The sequence below is a fragment of the Streptomyces sp. NPDC058464 genome (genome assembly GCF_042721035.1).
Lineage (GTDB): Bacteria > Actinomycetota > Actinomycetes > Streptomycetales > Streptomycetaceae > Streptomyces.
The window spans coordinates 450,435-464,732 of record NZ_JBHXMA010000002.1 but is presented as its reverse complement, the minus strand read 5'-3'; the positions used below and the strand labels follow the sequence as shown (position 1 = coordinate 464,732).

Genomic DNA, 14,298 nt, shown 5'->3' with positions numbered 1-14,298 from the left:
GGCGGCCCCCGGGCGTGGTTCGCACGCCGGCCGAGCGGGTTGCGAGGTCGGTCATCGAACGGTCACTTGCCCGCCGTCGCCGGGATCGCCTGGTCCTTCATCGACTTCAGCGCGGCGGCCTGGGCGGTCGCGAGCGCGTCGTCGAGGGTGCCGCTGCCGGCCGCGGCCTTGGCCATCGCGTCCTGGAGGGCCAGGTTCACGGTCTTCTGCGTGGGGCCCCAGGCGAAGCTGGTGTCGATCTTCTTGGAGGCGTCGGCGAAGACGTCGAAGATCTTCTGGTTGTTGTAGTACGGCACGCCCTGCTTCAGCGCGGGCAGGTCCAGGCCCGCGGTGGCCGCCGGGTAGAGGCCGCCCAGCTTGTTCTCCAGCGCCAGGGCGTCCGGGTCGGTGTTCAGCCAGGTGTTGAACTCGACCGACTCGTAGAGGTGCTTGCCGCCCTTCATGAACGCGACGGTCGAGCCGCCCCAGTCACCGGAGGAGCCGTTCGCGCCCCACGTCGGCATCGGGACGATGGTCCACTTCCCGGCCTGCTTGGGCAGGTTGTCGCGGAACATGCTGTAGCCCCAGGCGGCGCCGACGTAGGTGGCGAGCTGGTCCTTCTGGTACGCCGCGTACATCTGGGTCGAGCCGTGGGCGAGGTCGGTGCGCACGACCTTCTCGGAGATCAGCTTCTGCCAGTAGTCGGCGACCTGCTTGCTCTGTGCCGAGTCGACGCTGACCTGCCACTTGTCGCCGGAGTAGCCGTACATCTTGGCGTCGTTCTGCCAGAGGAGCCCGTTGAACCACTCGGCGTTGTTCGGGTCGAAGAACGTGATGTCGAGGTTCGGGTCAGCCTTGTGCAGCTTCTCGGCGGCCGTCGCGTACTCGTCCCAGGTCGTGGGCACGGCGACGTCGTACTTCTTGAAGAGGTCGCTGCGGACGTAGAGCGCCATCGGCCCGGTGTCCTGCGGGATCGCGAACACGCCGGTGCCGCCGAAGCTGGTCTGCGACCAGGTCCACGGCACGAACTTCGACTCGGCCGCGGTGGCCGCCTTGCAGGCGGAGGCGTCCACGAAGGCGCTCTGGGTGCGCAGGTTCGGGAGTTCGTCGTAGCCGACCTGGGCGAGGTCCGGAGCCTTGTTCGCCTTGAGGGCGTTGCCGAGGGTGCCGTACTGGTCGTTGGAGATGTTCTTCGTCTCGACCTGGACGTTCGGATGCTGCTTGTTCCACAGGTCGACGACCTTGTCCATGCCCGGAACGGTGTTCCAGTACTGGAGGGTGACCTTGCCCTTCGCGGGCTCGCAGGAGGATGCGGACGCCTTGTCCGACGAGCCGGACGAGGAACACCCGGCGAGTACGACGATGCCGGCCGTGGCGGCTGCGACGGCGAGGCGGGTGCGCGTGACTGTGCTGGTCATGTCTTCCGTTCCAGAGAACGCCTGGCGAAGGTGGTCAGGCGGGTCGACGTTGACTCCTGGAGGCGGCTGCCTTCTGATTGGAATTAGGGTCCGTGAGCGGTAACGTGAGCGCTCACGGGAGCGGTAACGGGAAGTTGATTGGGAGTGTGAGCTCCGGTCCGCCGGAGTGTCAAGGCTCATGACGTCGGACCCGGGCATACTCGGTGTCCCTGCGACGCGGGCGCGTCGGCAATTTCACGGAGGTGCGCGATGGCGTCGTCGGGAACCGGACCCCGCAGGGTGACGATCGACGATGTGGCCGAGGCCGCCGGAGTGTCCCGGCAGACCGTGTCACGGGCGCTCAACGACAAGGGCGAGATCGGCGTCTCCACGAAGCAGCGGGTCCTGGACGCGGCCCTCGCGCTGGGGTACCGGCCGAGCCGGTTCGCCAGGGGGCTGGTGCGGCAGGACACGTTCAGCGTCGGCCTGGTCATCCCCGACCTGCTCAACCCGTTCTTCACCGAGGTCGCCGCCGCCGCTCTGGACGCGGCACGGGGACGCGGCTGGCACGTGGTCGTGTACGACACCGGCGACCGGGTCGAGGAGGAGCGCGGCACCCTGGAGGTGATCGCCTCCCAGGTGGACGCGGTGGTGGGCTACCTGAGCCTGCCGGAGGACGAGATCGCGCGGCTCACCCGCGGGCTCCCCGTCGTCCTCATCGACCGCAAGCACCGCACGGAACGCTTCAGTTCGATCCTGATCGACGGCGAGGCGGGCGTCCACGCGGCGATACGGCACCTGACCGGGGCCGGGCACCGGCACATCGGCATGCTCGACCACGCGGAACGCTCCGAGCCGAGCATCCGGCACGAGTGGTTCGACGCCGCGATGTCCGCGTGCGGGCTGGACTCCGGTTCGGTGGCCCGCGCGGACCAGAGCGTCGAGGGCGGCGAGCGGGCGCTCCAGGAACTCCTCGCCCGGTACCCGGACCTGACCGCCGTGTTCACGTTCAACGACATCATCGCGATAGGCGCGTTGCGCGCCGCGCGCCGGCTCGGCCGGCAGGTCCCCCGGGACCTCGCCCTGGTCGGCTTCGACGGCCTGGGGCTCGGCACGCTGGTCGAACCACAGCTGACCACGGTGGCCCTGGACACCCGCAGCCTCGGCGCCCTCGCCGTCGAACAGGCGGCCCGCCTGCTGACCGGCAGCGGCCCACTGCCCGAGGACCAGCTGAAGGTGGGGGCGGAGTTGCGGGTGCGGGAGTCGGCGTAGGGGGCCTGGCTGAGGGCTTGGGGCTCGGGGCTCGGGGCTCGGGGCACGACGGTGACGAAGTCGCAGCACCACGCTTTCTCGCCCGGGCGTCAGGCGTCGGCTCTCTCGACGGGGTCCGGGGCCGCGCTCTCGACGCGGTCCGGGGCCGTCATGCCCAGACGCGCCTGTTCCTCCTCGACGATCCGGCGGGCCAGTTCGGTGTCCGACACGTCGACCGCGTCCGGGGTGGCCTCGGCCACCGCGCTGCGGCGGGCGTAGGCGTCGAACAGGCGGGTCTTCCGCTCCAGCATCTTCACCAGGCGCTCGTCCACTCCCCCGGTGGCGAGCAGGCGGTGCACCCGGACCGGTCTGACCTGGCCCATGCGGTGGGCCCGGGCGACCGCCTGGTGTTCGATGGTCGGCTTGATCTGGGGTTCGCAGATGACGACGACCGAGGCGGCCTGCATGTTGAGGCCGACGCCCGCCGCCTGGATCTGCGCCAGCAGCACCGCGGCGCCCGGGGCGGCGGCGAAGTCGTCGACGAGCTGCTGCCGGCGTGCGGCCGGGACGGCGCCGGTGAGCGGGCCGAAGACCGTGGTGCCGGCGGCGAGTGCCTCCTCGACCACGCGCAGGACGTCCTTGAAGTTGGAGAAGACCACCGTCTTCTGCCCGTTCTCGCCGGACTCCTCGACGATCTCCCGGAGCCGCTCCAGCTTGGCCGACTTCTCGGGGCGCAGGTAGGCGGCCCTGCGCATCGCCATGAAGTTGCCGGCGCGTACGGCGTCGCGGTACGCCTCCTCGTCCGACGCGCTCAGCTCCTCCCACTCGTCGGTGTGCTGGAGGCTGGGCAGCTCCGACAGCACGTCCCGCTGGTTACGCCGCAGGTAGACGGGGGCGACGGCCTTGCGGAAGGCGACCGATCCGGCCAGGGCGTCACCGTCGTCCAGGGACTGCGCGACGCCGCGGTCGAGCATGCCGACCAGGTTGCGGAACTCCGCGACCCGGTTCTCCATCGGGGTGCCGGTCATGAAGAGGGTGCGCTCGCAGCGCTCCGCCCACCGGGCCACCGCCTGGGACCGCTTGGCCTTCGGGTTCTTCACCGAGTGCGCCTCGTCGACCACGAACAGGCCGACCTCGCCGCCGCCCGGTTCGGGAAACCCGCGCAGCGCGTCGAACGTGGTCACCGCGACCCCGCCCCGCTCCTGCCAGTCGGCGAACGCGTCGCGCCGGTCGGGGCCGTGCAGGAGCAGCACGCGCAGGGCGCTGCGGGCCTCGATCTCCCGCGTCCAGTTCACGAGGACGCTCGCCGGGCACACCACCATGAAGTGGCTCTGCCCCTCGGCGGCCAGGTGGGCCAGCACGGCGATCGCCTGGATGGTCTTCCCGAGGCCCATCTCGTCGCCGAGGATCACGTTGCGCTGCGCGAGGGCGAACCGGGCGCCGAACGCCTGGTAGCCGCGCAGGGAGACCCGCCGGTGGGAGTCGTCGAGGTGCTGGGTCCGGACCCGCTCGGCGATCTCGTCCGGCAGGAAGCCCTCGGCGGCGGCCGTGTCGGGCGCCGCGCCGGAGATCTCGGCGAGCAGGCTGTAGTACTCGGCGGACCGGAGTTCGAAGTCCGCCCAGGCGGCGAGGTCGGACGACGGACGCCGGAGCAGGTCCACCGAGGCCTGCGCGAAGAGTTCGGGCAGCCGCCCCCGGTCCGCCTCGTCCACCAGCGGACCGAGTTCGGCGACCGCCGCCAGCGCGCGGGCCTTCCGCTCCCGGCCGGCCAGGAGCATCCGCAGCCGCCCGGCGGCCGGCCTGGCGTCGGCCAGCAGGGGCTCCAGCCGTTCCGCCAGAGCACCGGCCCGCTCGACGGCGCGCCGGGCGTCCGGGCCGGCCTCCACGAGTACGTGCAGCGCCCCGACGAGCGCGGTGGTGGCCGGCTCGGGCCGGTCCACGTCGATGTGGACGGCCACGGTCTCGTGCACGGCCTCGGAGAGCCGGCGGGCCGCGGCGAGCATCTGGTCGACGGTGCGCCGCCCGACACCGGGTATCTGCAGCAGCCGGTACGCGCCCGCGTCGAGCACCGCGCCCACCGTCCGCAGTCCGCTCTGCTCGACGCCGCCGAGCCGCAGCCGGCCTTCGGTGACGTCCTGGAGCCGGGCGACCGGGATGGCGTCGAGCTCCCGCCGTACCGCCGCGTCGTGGATCGGCGTGAGTGCCGCCCGTACCGCCTCGACGGCCCTGCCGTGGTCATCGACCACGTTCCGGGCCGCCTCGGCCAGCCGCGCTCCCTTCGCGACCACACCCCGCTCGTCCCGCCCCATGAGCCCCGCCCCTCATCCGCCGTGCCGGCATCCTCCCACCCCGCACCGACACCACCGGGGCAACGCCCGGGCGCCGGGCTTCGGGGACCGAGGTCGTGCGTCGGCGCCGTTCCGAGGCCGGCCCGGTACGAGATCATCCGGGCGGACGGCGCGGGCGGGTGCCCCCATCGGGCGGGGCCCCAACTGACGAAGCGTCGTACCACTTGCGGCGTGAGGCTTCCGGACACGTCCGGTGCGCGGCTATGTTCGCGCCGTGACGGACACCGGCCCGCAGCGTCGTGGATTCGCCTGGCTTCCGGTCTCGGTGGTGGCGCTCGCGGTGATGGCGTTGCTGCTGATGTTCGCCTCGCGGTACGGCTATCACCGGGACGAGTTGTACTTCCGGGTGCTGGGCCGGCATCCCGCGTGGGGATACGTCGACCAGCCGCCCGGCACGCCGCTGCTCACCCGCGCCTCGATCGCCCTGTTCGGGGACACCGTGCGTGGCCTCCGGGTCCCGGCGGTCCTGGCGGCGGGAGCGGTGGCGTACCTGTGCGCGCTGATCGCCCGTGAGACCGGCGGCGGCCGCGGCGCCCAGACGCTGGCGGCCGCGGCCTCCTCGGGGACGCTCGTGCTGGCCTTCGGGCATCTGTTCGTGACCACGTCGCTGGACATGGTCGTGTGGCTCGCCGTCGCGCTGTTCGTCTTCCGGGCCCTGCTGCGCGACCGGCCGCGGTGGTGGCTCGCCGTCGGCGTGGTGGTCGGCGTGGGGCTGTACAACAAGCTGCTGGTCCTGCTGCTTCTGGCCACGCTGGGCGCCGGCCTGCTGGCGGTCGGACCGCGCCGGGTGCTGCTGTCGCGGTGGCCGTGGGCGGGTATGGGGCTGGCCGCGCTGATCGGCGCACCGAACCTCGTCTACCAGGCCACCCACCACTTCCCGGCGCTCACCATGGCCGGTGCCCTCCGCTCGGACAAGGGCGCCCTGGGCGGCGTGCTGAACATCCCGTTCTTCTTCCTGACGGTCGGACTGCCCCTGTCGTACATCGCAGTCGCGGGTCTGCTCCGGGTGCTGCGCGACCCGGTGCTGCGGCCCGTGCGCGCCTTCGGCGTCGGATACCTCCTGCTGCTGGTGCTGCTCTGCGCCGTCGCCGCACAGCCCTACTACGCCATGGGCATGGTGCTGACCCTGCACGCGGTGGGTTCCGTGCCGGTGGCGCGGGCGCTGGCCGAACGGCGGCACAGCCGAGGGTTGTTCGCCGTGCTCCTCGGACTCAACCTGGTGGTCTCGGTGACGTTCGCCCTGCCGGTGCTCTCCCTCCACAGCCAGCAGAGCCTGCACCTCGCCGAGGCCGACCAGGGCCTCAGCGACGAGATCGGCTGGCCGCGCTACGTCTCCCAGATCGCCGCCGTCTACCGCCCCGGCGCGATCGTCATCACCGGCAACTACGGCGAGTACGGCGCCCTCGACCGCTACGGCGGCGCCCACGGCGTTCCCCGGCAGGTCCTCTACAGCGGGCAGAACGCCCTGCGCACCCTGGGCACTCCACCCGACTCCGCCCGTACGGCAGTCGTCGTCGGCTACGACGACCGGGCCTGGCTCTCCGCCCAGTTCGCCGACTGCCGCATCGAGGGCCGGCTGGACAGCGGCTACCGCATCGACAGCGAGGAACAGCACCGCGCCGTCTACCTCTGCCGCGGCCCGGTGCGGCCGTGGCACACCCTGTGGCCCCGCTTCCTCCACTACGACTGACGGCGCGGGGCGTGTCGCGGGGGACGGCGATCGCGCCAACCGTGACCAGGTGGACACGGCTGTTCGAGTCCCATCTGGTCTCAGCGCACAGGAGGAGCAGTAGGGCGGCGGGCCCCGTTGACACGGTCCCGTGGACAGGCGGCCACGCGTTGACCATCTCGTGGCCCGAGTCCCGCCGAGTGGCTACGGTTGAGCCATGACCGCACTGCCCGACTGGATGCGCCCGCCGCGCGTGGAAGGCTGGTTCGCGGAGGATCTGGACCGCCTCCCCGAGGCACCCCGCCACACCGAGCTGATCGACGGAGCCCTCGTCTTCATGCTGTCGCCCCAGCGGTGGTGGCACGGCCACCTCGTCACCATGCTCACCGTCGCTCTCATGGAGCAGGCTCCCACCGATGTCAGGGTCGGCCGCGGGATGACCATAAAGCTGGACGAGCGAAACCGGCCCGAGCCCGATCTGCTGTTGACGACCGCCCATTACGACGGCGACCGTACCTGGTTCGCGCCGGACGAGGTACGACTCGTCATCGAAGTCGTCTCACCCGAGTCCGCGCACCGGGACCGCACGGTCAAGCTCCGCAAGTACGCGGAGGCGGGCATCCCGCACTACTGGTGCATCGAGGACGAAGACGGCGCCCCCGTCGTGCACGCCTACGAGCTCGACGAACCGACTGGAGCCTACGCACCCGCGGGCATCTTCCGGGGCACGCTGAAGCGACCGGTGCCTTTCGAGATCAGCCTGGATCTCGACAAGCTCACCCCGCCGCGGGGCGACTAGGAGTCGGCACCACATCAGCACGGGAACACCGAAGGGGCCGGGCTCACCAGAGCCCGGCCCCTTCTGACCTGCACACTTGGCGGGGCCTCTAGCACGCAGTAAGGACGAACCGATCACACGTTGAACCGGAACTCCACCACGTCCCCGTCCTGCATCACGTAGTCCTTGCCCTCCATGCGGGCCTTGCCCTTGGCGCGGGCCTCGGCCACCGAACCGGTTTCGACCAGGTCGGCGAAGGAGATGACCTCGGCCTTGATGAAGCCCTTCTGGAAGTCGGTGTGGATGACACCGGCCGCCTCGGGAGCCGTGGCGCCCTTCTTGATGGTCCAGGCGCGGGATTCCTTGGGGCCGGCCGTGAGGTAGGTCTGCAGGCCGAGGGTGTCGAAGCCGACGCGGGCGAGGGTGGCGAGGCCGGGCTCCTCGGCGCCGACCGACTCCAGCAGCTCCAGGGCGTCCTCCTCGTCGAGCTCCGCGAGGTCCTGCTCCAGCTTGGCGTTGAGGAAGATCGCCTCGGCGGGGGCGACCAGGGCGCGCTGCTCGGCCTTGAAGGTGTCGTCGGTCAGCTCGTCCTCGTCGACGTTGAAGACGTAGAGGAACGGCTTGGTGGTGAGGAGGTGCAGGTCGTGGAGGAGCTCGGCGCGGTCCGAGCCCTGGAGGATGCCCTGGGAGAACAGCGTGTCGCCCTTCTCCAGGATCTCCTTGGCCTCCTCGACGGCCTTGACCTTCGGGGCCACGTCCTTCTTGATGCGCGACTCCTTCTGGAGGCGCGGCAGGACCTTCTCGATCGTCTGGAGGTCGGCGAGGATCAGCTCGGTGTTGATCGTCTCGATGTCGTCCTTCGGCGAGACCTTGCCGTCGACGTGTACGACGTTCTCGTCCTTGAAGGCGCGGATGACCTGGCAGATCGCGTCGGACTCACGAATGTTCGCGAGGAACTTGTTGCCCAGGCCCTCACCCTCCGAGGCGCCGCGGACGATGCCCGCGATGTCGACGAAGTCGACCGTGGCCGGAAGGATGCGCTCCGACTTGAAGATCGACGCCAGCTTGGCCAGGCGGGCGTCGGGGACGCCGACGACACCCACGTTGGGCTCGATCGTGGCGAACGGGTAGTTGGCCGCCAGCACGTCGTTCTTGGTCAGGGCGTTGAACAGGGTCGACTTGCCGACATTGGGCAGGCCGACGATTCCGATCGTGAGCGACACGTTGCGACTTCCCGTAGTGAGAGGGTGAGCGGGCCAGGGGCTGCCCGTGCCGGCGGGCCGGCCGATCCACCAGTTTACGGGGTTCGGTACCCCCGGCCGGCGGCCGCGTCGAACACCTGGCCAAGCTCTCCTCTTCGGCTTGGTTTCGGCGTGTCTGGGCCCCGACTGGGCACATTAACCGACCTAAGTTGGTCCGATGGAGCAACGCAGGACCCGCCCCCGACAGCCCGGACCGCGCCGGGGCGCCCCCCGTGCGCCGCTGCCGCCGCAGGCGAGACGGCGGCCGGGGACGCCCGAGCGCCGGCCCGCTCCGGGAAGGTCGCGTCCGGCACCGGTGGCAGGGCCCGCGCGGCTGCCGGGTCCACGGCTCACGGGGCTCGGCTGCGGCCTCTTCTGCATGGCCGCGATGTTCCTGCTCGGCTTCCTCGACGACCTGCTGCTCGGGGCGTCCCTGACCGTGTACGGCGTGCTGTTCCTGCCGGTGTCCGCGCTGAGCGCGCTGTGGGTGCGCGGGGGCGATCTGCTGACCGCCCCCGTCGTCGTCCCGATCGCCTTCGCCGTGGGTCTGCTGGCCGTCGACGACGACGGCGGCGGTTTCCTGGGCGGGCTGATGGGCCTGGTGACGGCCCTGTCCACGCAGGCCGGCTGGCTCTACGGCGGGACGCTGATCGCCGGGGTGATCGTCATCGTCCGCCGGATCCGGCTGATCCGGCGCCGCCGCAGAGCCTGACCACGGGCCGTGGGCCGTGGTGGCGGCTACCTGGCCACGTGGCTACTTGGCGTGGTGGGCCGCGCGCATCGCGGCGCCCACGATCCCCGCGTTGTTCTGCAGCTGGGCCGGGACGATCTCGGCCTTGACGCCCTGGATGTACGGCAGGAACTTGTCGGCCTTGCGGCTCACCCCGCCGCCGATGATGAACAGGTTCGGGGTGAAGAGCATCTCGACGTGTGCCAGGTACCTGTTGACCCGGCTCGCCCACTGCTCCCAGCTGAGGTCGTGGTCCTCCTTGACCTTGCTGGACGCCTTCTTCTCCGCGTCGTGGCCGTCCAGCTCCAGGTGGCCCAGCTCGGTGTTGGGGACCAGCTCGCCGTCGACGAACAGGGCGCTGCCGATGCCGGTGCCGAAGGTGAGCAGGATGACCACGCCCTTGCGGTCCCGGCCGGCGCCGAACTCCATCTCGGCCACGCCGGCCGCGTCCGCGTCGTTCACCACGGTCACCGGGAGACCGCCGAGCCGCTCGCTGAACAGCGTGCGCGCGTCGGTGTCGATCCAGCTCTTGTCGACGTTCGCCGCCGTGCGGATGTGAGTGCCGTCGGTGATCACGCCGGGGAAGGTGAGCCCGACCGGGCCGCTCCAGCCGAAGTGGTCGACCACCTGCTTGACCCCGTCGGCGACGCTGTCGGGCGTCGCCGGGTGCGGGGTCAGCACCTTGCACCGCTCCTGGGCCAGGTCGCCCTTGTCCAGGTCCACGGGAGCGCCCTTGATCCCGGAACCACCGATGTCCACGCCGAAGATCTGCATGGCTACACGTTACGTCGTACGACTGACAGTCACGACGCCGGAGGACTGTACGGACGGTCCTTACACCCCGGCGCCGGTGCCGCCGCGCTCGGCGACCAGGGTGGCCGCCTCTTCGCGCAGGTCACGGCGGAGTTCCTTGGGAAGGGAGAAGGTGATGGACTCCTCGGCCGCCTTGACGATCTCGACGTCGCCGTAGCCGCGCTCGGCGAGCCACTCCAGGACCTGCTCGACCAGCACCTCGGGCACGGAGGCACCGGAGGTGACGCCGACGGTCGTCACGCCCTCCAGCCAGGCCTCGTCGATCTCGCCGGCGAAGTCCACCAGGTAGGCCGCGCGGGAGCCGGCCAGCTTGGCGACCTCGACGAGCCGCTTGGAGTTGGAGGAGTTGCGGGAGCCGACCACGATGACCAGTTCGGCCTCGGCGCCCATCTGCTTCACGGCGAGCTGGCGGTTCTGCGTGGCGTAGCAGATGTCGTCGCTGGGCGGCGAGATCAGCTGCGGGAACTTCTCCTTCAGCGCGTCGACGGTCTCCATGGTCTCGTCGACGGAGAGGGTGGTCTGGGAGAGCCAGACCACCTTGGACTCGTCGCGGACCTCGACCTTGGCGACGTCCGCCGGGCCGTCGACCAGCTGGATGTGGTCGGGGGCCTCGCCGGAGGTGCCGATGACCTCCTCGTGGCCCTCGTGGCCGATCAGGAGGATGTCGTAGTCCTCGCCCGCGAAGCGGACCGCTTCCTTGTGGACCTTGGTGACCAGCGGGCAGGTCGCGTCGATGGTGGCGAGGCGGCCGCGCTCGGCCTCCTCGTGGACGACGGGGGCGACGCCGTGCGCGGAGAACATCACGATGTTCCCCGGCGGGACCTCCTCGGTCCGCTCGACGAAGATCGCGCCCTTCTTCTCCAGGGTCTGCACGACGTACTTGTTGTGGACGATCTCGTGCCGGACATAGATCGGGGCCCCGTACTGTTCCAGGGCCTTCTCGACGGCGATCACGGCGCGGTCCACACCCGCGCAGTAGCCACGGGGGGCGGCGAGCAGGACACGGCGGCCAGGCGAAGCAGTCATGGCACCCATCGTAAGGCCGCGTTCGGGGGGTCGAAGATCGCGTCCGGGTGACGATCCCGGGGAGACCGGCGGGCCGGCCGGGTTGTGGTGCCGGTCTGCCTGTCAGTGTGCGCCGTTACTCTCGGCGCATGGCTTTGAACACGTCCGCCGAAGCTCCCGTTCCCGTCGGGGAGATCTCCCGGCTCATCGGGGGGTGGATCGATCGGCTCGGGGCCGTCTGGGTCGAGGGGCAGATCACCCAGCTCTCGCGGCGGCCGGGGGCAGGCGTCGTGTTTCTGACGTTGCGGGATCCGTCGCACGACATCTCGATCGGCGTCACCTGCTACCGGCAGGTGTTCGACGCGGTGGCCGACGTGGTCGGCGAGGGGGCCCGGGTCGTCGTCCACGCGAAGCCGGAGTGGTACGCGCCGCGTGGGCAGCTGTCCCTGCGGGCCGCCGAGATAAGGCCGGTCGGGGTCGGGGAGCTGCTGGCGCGGCTGGAGATGCTCAAGAAGACGCTGGCCGCGGAGGGGCTGTTCGCCGCCGAGCGGAAGAAGCGGCTGCCGTTCCTGCCGCAGTTGATCGGGCTGGTGTGCGGGCGGGCCTCGGCCGCCGAGCGGGACGTGCTGGAGAACGCCCGGCACCGGTGGCCGGCGGTGCGCTTCGAGGTGCGGAACGTGCCGGTGCAGGGCGTGCACGCGGTGCCGCAGGTCGTGCAGGCCGTGAAGGAGCTCGACGCGATGGAGGAGGTGGATGTGATCATCGTCGCGCGCGGGGGCGGCAGCGTGGAGGATCTGCTGCCGTTCTCCGACGAGCAGTTGGTGCGGACGGTCGCCGAGTGCCGTACGCCCGTGGTGTCCGCCATCGGGCACGAGCCGGACACCCCGCTGCTCGACTACGTGGCCGACCTGCGTGCCTCCACCCCCACCGACGCCGCCAAGAAGGTCGTCCCGGATGTCGGGGAGGAGCTGGAGCGGGTGCGGATGCTGCGGGACCGGGGGCGGCGAAGTGTCGATGCGTTGGTGGCGCGGGAGGAGCGGGGGCTGGCGCATGCGCTCGCGCGGCCGGCCATGGAGGATCCGCACCGGATGGTCGACGAGCGCGCCGATCACGTCTCCTCGCTGGTCGACCGTTCGCGGCGCACCCTCGGGCATCTGCTCGACCGCGCCGACTCCGAGCTGACGCACACGCACGCGCGCGTGGTGGCCCTCTCCCCCGCCGCCACGCTGAAGCGCGGTTACGCCGTGCTGCAGAAGGGCGACGGTCATGTGGTGCGGGACCCCGGGCAAGTCGAGCCGGGTGAGGCGTTGCGGGCGCGGGTCGCGGAGGGCGAGTTCACGGTGCGGGCCGACGGTTGACGCCGGGTCGTACGAGTCGATGAGAAAGGTCAGTGCATGAGCAGCAGGACCGAAGAGGTCGCCCTCTCGTACGAGCAGGCGCGGGACGAGCTGATCGAGACCGTGCGGCGGCTGGAGGCCGGCGGGACGAGCCTCGAGGAGTCCCTGGCGCTCTGGGAGCGGGGCGAGGAGCTGGCCAAGGTGTGCCGGCGGTGGCTGGAGGGGGCGCGGGCCCGGCTGGACGCGGCGCTGGCCGAGGAGGACGAGGGGGACGAGGAGGAAGGGGACGCGGAGGAGGACTGAGCGGGGCGGTCGGCCTGCGGTCGTTGTGAGGCGGATCACTACGGTCCGGTTTTTGTTGAACCTTGAATCTTCCTTCGCCTATCGTCGTGCCGTCAGCCTATCCGGACCACGGTCCGGATGTGAATCGCGACGCGACCTCTAGGAAGTTCAACCATGTCTCTCGTTCTCGACCCCACCGCTCAGGACCTGCTGTTCCGCGAGGCCCGCACCGCCAACACCTTCACCGACGAGCCGGTGACCGACGAGCAGGTCCAGGCGATCTACGACCTGGTCAAGTTCGGCCCGACCTCCATGAACCAGTCGCCGCTGCGCGTGGTCCTGGTCCGCTCCCCCGAGGCCCGCGAGCGCCTCGTGCCGTACATGGCCGAGGGCAACCAGAAGAAGACCGCCACCGCGCCGCTGGTCGCGATCCTCGCCGCGGACAACGAGTTCCACGAGGAGCTGCCGGAGCTGTTCCCGCACTTCCCGCAGGCCAAGGACGCCGTCTTCGGCGACCGCGCGGTGCGTGAGGGCAGCGCGGCCCTGAACGCCGCCCTCCAGGCCGCCTACTTCATCATCGGTATCCGTGCCGCCGGCCTCGCCGCCGGCCCGATGACCGGCGTCGACTTCGCGGGCATCCAGAAGGAGTTCCTGGACGACGACCACACCCCGTTCGTGGTCGTCAACATCGGCAGGCCGGGTCCGGACGCCTGGTTCCCGCGCTCCCCGCGCCTGGCCTACGACGACGTCGTCACGACCGTCTGAGTCGCAGCGCTCGCGCGAATGCGGAAGAGGCCCCCGGCAACGGCGCCGGGGGCCTCTCGCGTTCGCGGGTCGGGTCGCGTCGCACGCGGGTCGGGTCGCACGCGGGGCGCGGCGCCCGCGTCAGGACATCTTCAGCGCCGCGGCCATCTTCGTCAGCTGGGCGAAGGAGGCCGTGCCGGCCACCACCGTGGTCGAGCCGGAGGTGCCGTCCAGCACCAGCGCGTCGTAGCGGCCGCCGGTGTAGTGCGTCCAGGTGCGGTCGCCGATCTTCTCCGTCGTCTTCGTGGCCGACGCGCCCTGGCTGGCGTCGTCGACGAAGTCCGCGCGCTTCTGAGTCGACTGCTCGATCTGGACGTACTGACCGTCGGGGGTCTGGTAGCCGAGGTGCCAGCGGTCCCCGTCCTCGCCCTGGAAGCGGACCGAGGTGGCCTTCCAGGTGCCGGGCAGACCCTCCGGCGCGGCCACCGGGTAGCTCGCCGCGCGTCGCGCCGTCAGCAGCTCGACCCGGTAGTCGACCCGCTGGATGTCGGGAGCGTGATCGTCGTGCGGGACGAGCAGGTAGATGAAGCCCGCCGCGAGGCCGATCAGGGCCAGGGAGAGAATCATGTCCCGGACCGTCTTCTGCTTGCCGTTCGTGCCTGCCACGCCCCTATCGTCGCAGGTGCCCGCTGCGCTCATCCGTGGGGTCCCCTGCTCATTTTGT

At 70.9% G+C, this 14,298-nt stretch carries 13 protein-coding genes; 7 read left to right on the top strand and 6 right to left on the bottom strand.

Features of this window, described 5'->3' with window-relative positions:
* Window positions 1–62 precede the first annotated feature (62 nt).
* On the bottom strand, window positions 63–1,397 hold the full coding sequence (locus tag ACFWPQ_RS05115; RefSeq protein ID WP_384030054.1) for an ABC transporter substrate-binding protein: 1,335 nt from the start codon (window positions 1,395–1,397) through the stop codon (window positions 63–65).
* 249 nt (window positions 1,398–1,646) lie between these two features.
* Here ACFWPQ_RS05115 and ACFWPQ_RS05110 point away from each other — a divergent pair, with 249 nt between their 5' ends.
* Window positions 1,647–2,648, top strand: a complete 1,002-nt coding sequence (locus tag ACFWPQ_RS05110; protein WP_384030052.1) for a LacI family DNA-binding transcriptional regulator — start codon at window positions 1,647–1,649, stop codon at window positions 2,646–2,648.
* 89 nt (window positions 2,649–2,737) lie between these two features.
* On the opposite strand, the gene ACFWPQ_RS05105 is transcribed toward ACFWPQ_RS05110, so the two are convergent.
* Window positions 2,738–4,936: a DEAD/DEAH box helicase gene (locus ACFWPQ_RS05105; RefSeq protein ID WP_384030050.1), complete on the bottom strand. Its 2,199-nt coding sequence runs from the start codon at window positions 4,934–4,936 to the stop codon at window positions 2,738–2,740.
* 253 nt (window positions 4,937–5,189) lie between these two features.
* On the opposite strand from ACFWPQ_RS05105, the gene ACFWPQ_RS05100 reads away from it, so the two are divergent.
* Window positions 5,190–6,665 carry a glycosyltransferase family 39 protein gene (locus tag ACFWPQ_RS05100; protein WP_384030048.1) on the top strand — a complete coding sequence of 492 codons (1,476 nt, stop codon included), beginning with the start codon at window positions 5,190–5,192 and terminating at the stop codon, window positions 6,663–6,665.
* Between the two features lie 196 nt (window positions 6,666–6,861).
* Window positions 6,862–7,443, top strand: a complete 582-nt coding sequence (locus ACFWPQ_RS05095; RefSeq protein ID WP_384030046.1) for a Uma2 family endonuclease — start codon at window positions 6,862–6,864, stop codon at window positions 7,441–7,443.
* Window positions 7,444–7,556: 113 nt separating this feature from the next.
* On the opposite strand, the gene ychF is transcribed toward ACFWPQ_RS05095, so the two are convergent.
* Entirely contained in the window at window positions 7,557–8,645 is a 1,089-nt protein-coding gene (gene ychF / locus ACFWPQ_RS05090) for a redox-regulated ATPase YchF (RefSeq protein ID WP_350781368.1), read from the bottom strand.
* 196 nt (window positions 8,646–8,841) lie between these two features.
* Between ychF and ACFWPQ_RS05085 the strand changes: the two genes are divergently transcribed.
* On the top strand, window positions 8,842–9,375 hold the full coding sequence (locus tag ACFWPQ_RS05085; RefSeq protein ID WP_384030043.1) for a DUF6542 domain-containing protein: 534 nt from the start codon (window positions 8,842–8,844) through the stop codon (window positions 9,373–9,375).
* Window positions 9,376–9,417: 42 nt separating this feature from the next.
* Here the strand turns inward: ACFWPQ_RS05085 and ppgK are convergent, their stop codons facing one another.
* Window positions 9,418–10,167, bottom strand: a complete 750-nt coding sequence (gene ppgK, locus ACFWPQ_RS05080; RefSeq protein WP_384030041.1) for a polyphosphate--glucose phosphotransferase — start codon at window positions 10,165–10,167, stop codon at window positions 9,418–9,420.
* Window positions 10,168–10,227: 60 nt separating this feature from the next.
* On the bottom strand, window positions 10,228–11,241 hold the full coding sequence (locus ACFWPQ_RS05075) for a 4-hydroxy-3-methylbut-2-enyl diphosphate reductase (protein WP_384030039.1): 1,014 nt from the start codon (window positions 11,239–11,241) through the stop codon (window positions 10,228–10,230).
* Between the two features lie 119 nt (window positions 11,242–11,360).
* Between ACFWPQ_RS05075 and xseA the strand changes: the two genes are divergently transcribed.
* From xseA to ACFWPQ_RS05060, 3 genes are all read left to right on the top strand, one after another.
* Window positions 11,361–12,569 (top strand): exodeoxyribonuclease VII large subunit, encoded by a 1,209-nt coding sequence (gene xseA, locus ACFWPQ_RS05070; protein WP_384030037.1) that lies wholly within the window; start codon window positions 11,361–11,363, stop codon window positions 12,567–12,569.
* A 36-nt stretch (window positions 12,570–12,605) separates the two neighbouring features.
* A complete protein-coding gene (locus ACFWPQ_RS05065) occupies window positions 12,606–12,851 on the top strand; it encodes an exodeoxyribonuclease VII small subunit (protein WP_384030035.1) in 246 nt (81 codons plus the stop codon).
* Window positions 12,852–13,004: 153 nt separating this feature from the next.
* Window positions 13,005–13,595: a malonic semialdehyde reductase gene (locus tag ACFWPQ_RS05060; RefSeq protein ID WP_384030033.1), complete on the top strand. Its 591-nt coding sequence runs from the start codon at window positions 13,005–13,007 to the stop codon at window positions 13,593–13,595.
* Window positions 13,596–13,715: 120 nt separating this feature from the next.
* On the opposite strand, the gene ACFWPQ_RS05055 is transcribed toward ACFWPQ_RS05060, so the two are convergent.
* Complete coding sequence (locus ACFWPQ_RS05055) at window positions 13,716–14,240, bottom strand: DUF4245 domain-containing protein (protein WP_384030031.1); 525 nt, start codon at window positions 14,238–14,240, stop codon at window positions 13,716–13,718.
* Window positions 14,241–14,298: the final 58 nt, after the last annotated feature.

Bases quoted from the DNA above. Each gene is read 5' to 3' on its own strand.
- ACFWPQ_RS05115 (WP_384030054.1), bottom strand. From the start codon at position 1,397: ATGACCAGCACAGTCACGCGCACCCGCCTCGCCGTCGCAGCCGCCACG.
- ACFWPQ_RS05110 (WP_384030052.1), top strand. From the start codon at position 1,647: ATGGCGTCGTCGGGAACCGGACCCCGCAGGGTGACGATCGACGATGTG.
- ACFWPQ_RS05105 (WP_384030050.1), bottom strand. From the start codon at position 4,936: ATGGGGCGGGACGAGCGGGGTGTGGTCGCGAAGGGAGCGCGGCTGGCC.
- ACFWPQ_RS05095 (WP_384030046.1), top strand. From the start codon at position 6,862: ATGACCGCACTGCCCGACTGGATGCGCCCGCCGCGCGTGGAAGGCTGG.
- ACFWPQ_RS05085 (WP_384030043.1), top strand. From the start codon at position 8,842: ATGGAGCAACGCAGGACCCGCCCCCGACAGCCCGGACCGCGCCGGGGC.
- ppgK (WP_384030041.1), bottom strand. From the start codon at position 10,167: ATGCAGATCTTCGGCGTGGACATCGGTGGTTCCGGGATCAAGGGCGCT.
- ACFWPQ_RS05075 (WP_384030039.1), bottom strand. From the start codon at position 11,241: ATGGGTGCCATGACTGCTTCGCCTGGCCGCCGTGTCCTGCTCGCCGCC.
- xseA (WP_384030037.1), top strand. From the start codon at position 11,361: ATGGCTTTGAACACGTCCGCCGAAGCTCCCGTTCCCGTCGGGGAGATC.
- ACFWPQ_RS05065 (WP_384030035.1), top strand. From the start codon at position 12,606: ATGAGCAGCAGGACCGAAGAGGTCGCCCTCTCGTACGAGCAGGCGCGG.
- ACFWPQ_RS05060 (WP_384030033.1), top strand. From the start codon at position 13,005: ATGTCTCTCGTTCTCGACCCCACCGCTCAGGACCTGCTGTTCCGCGAG.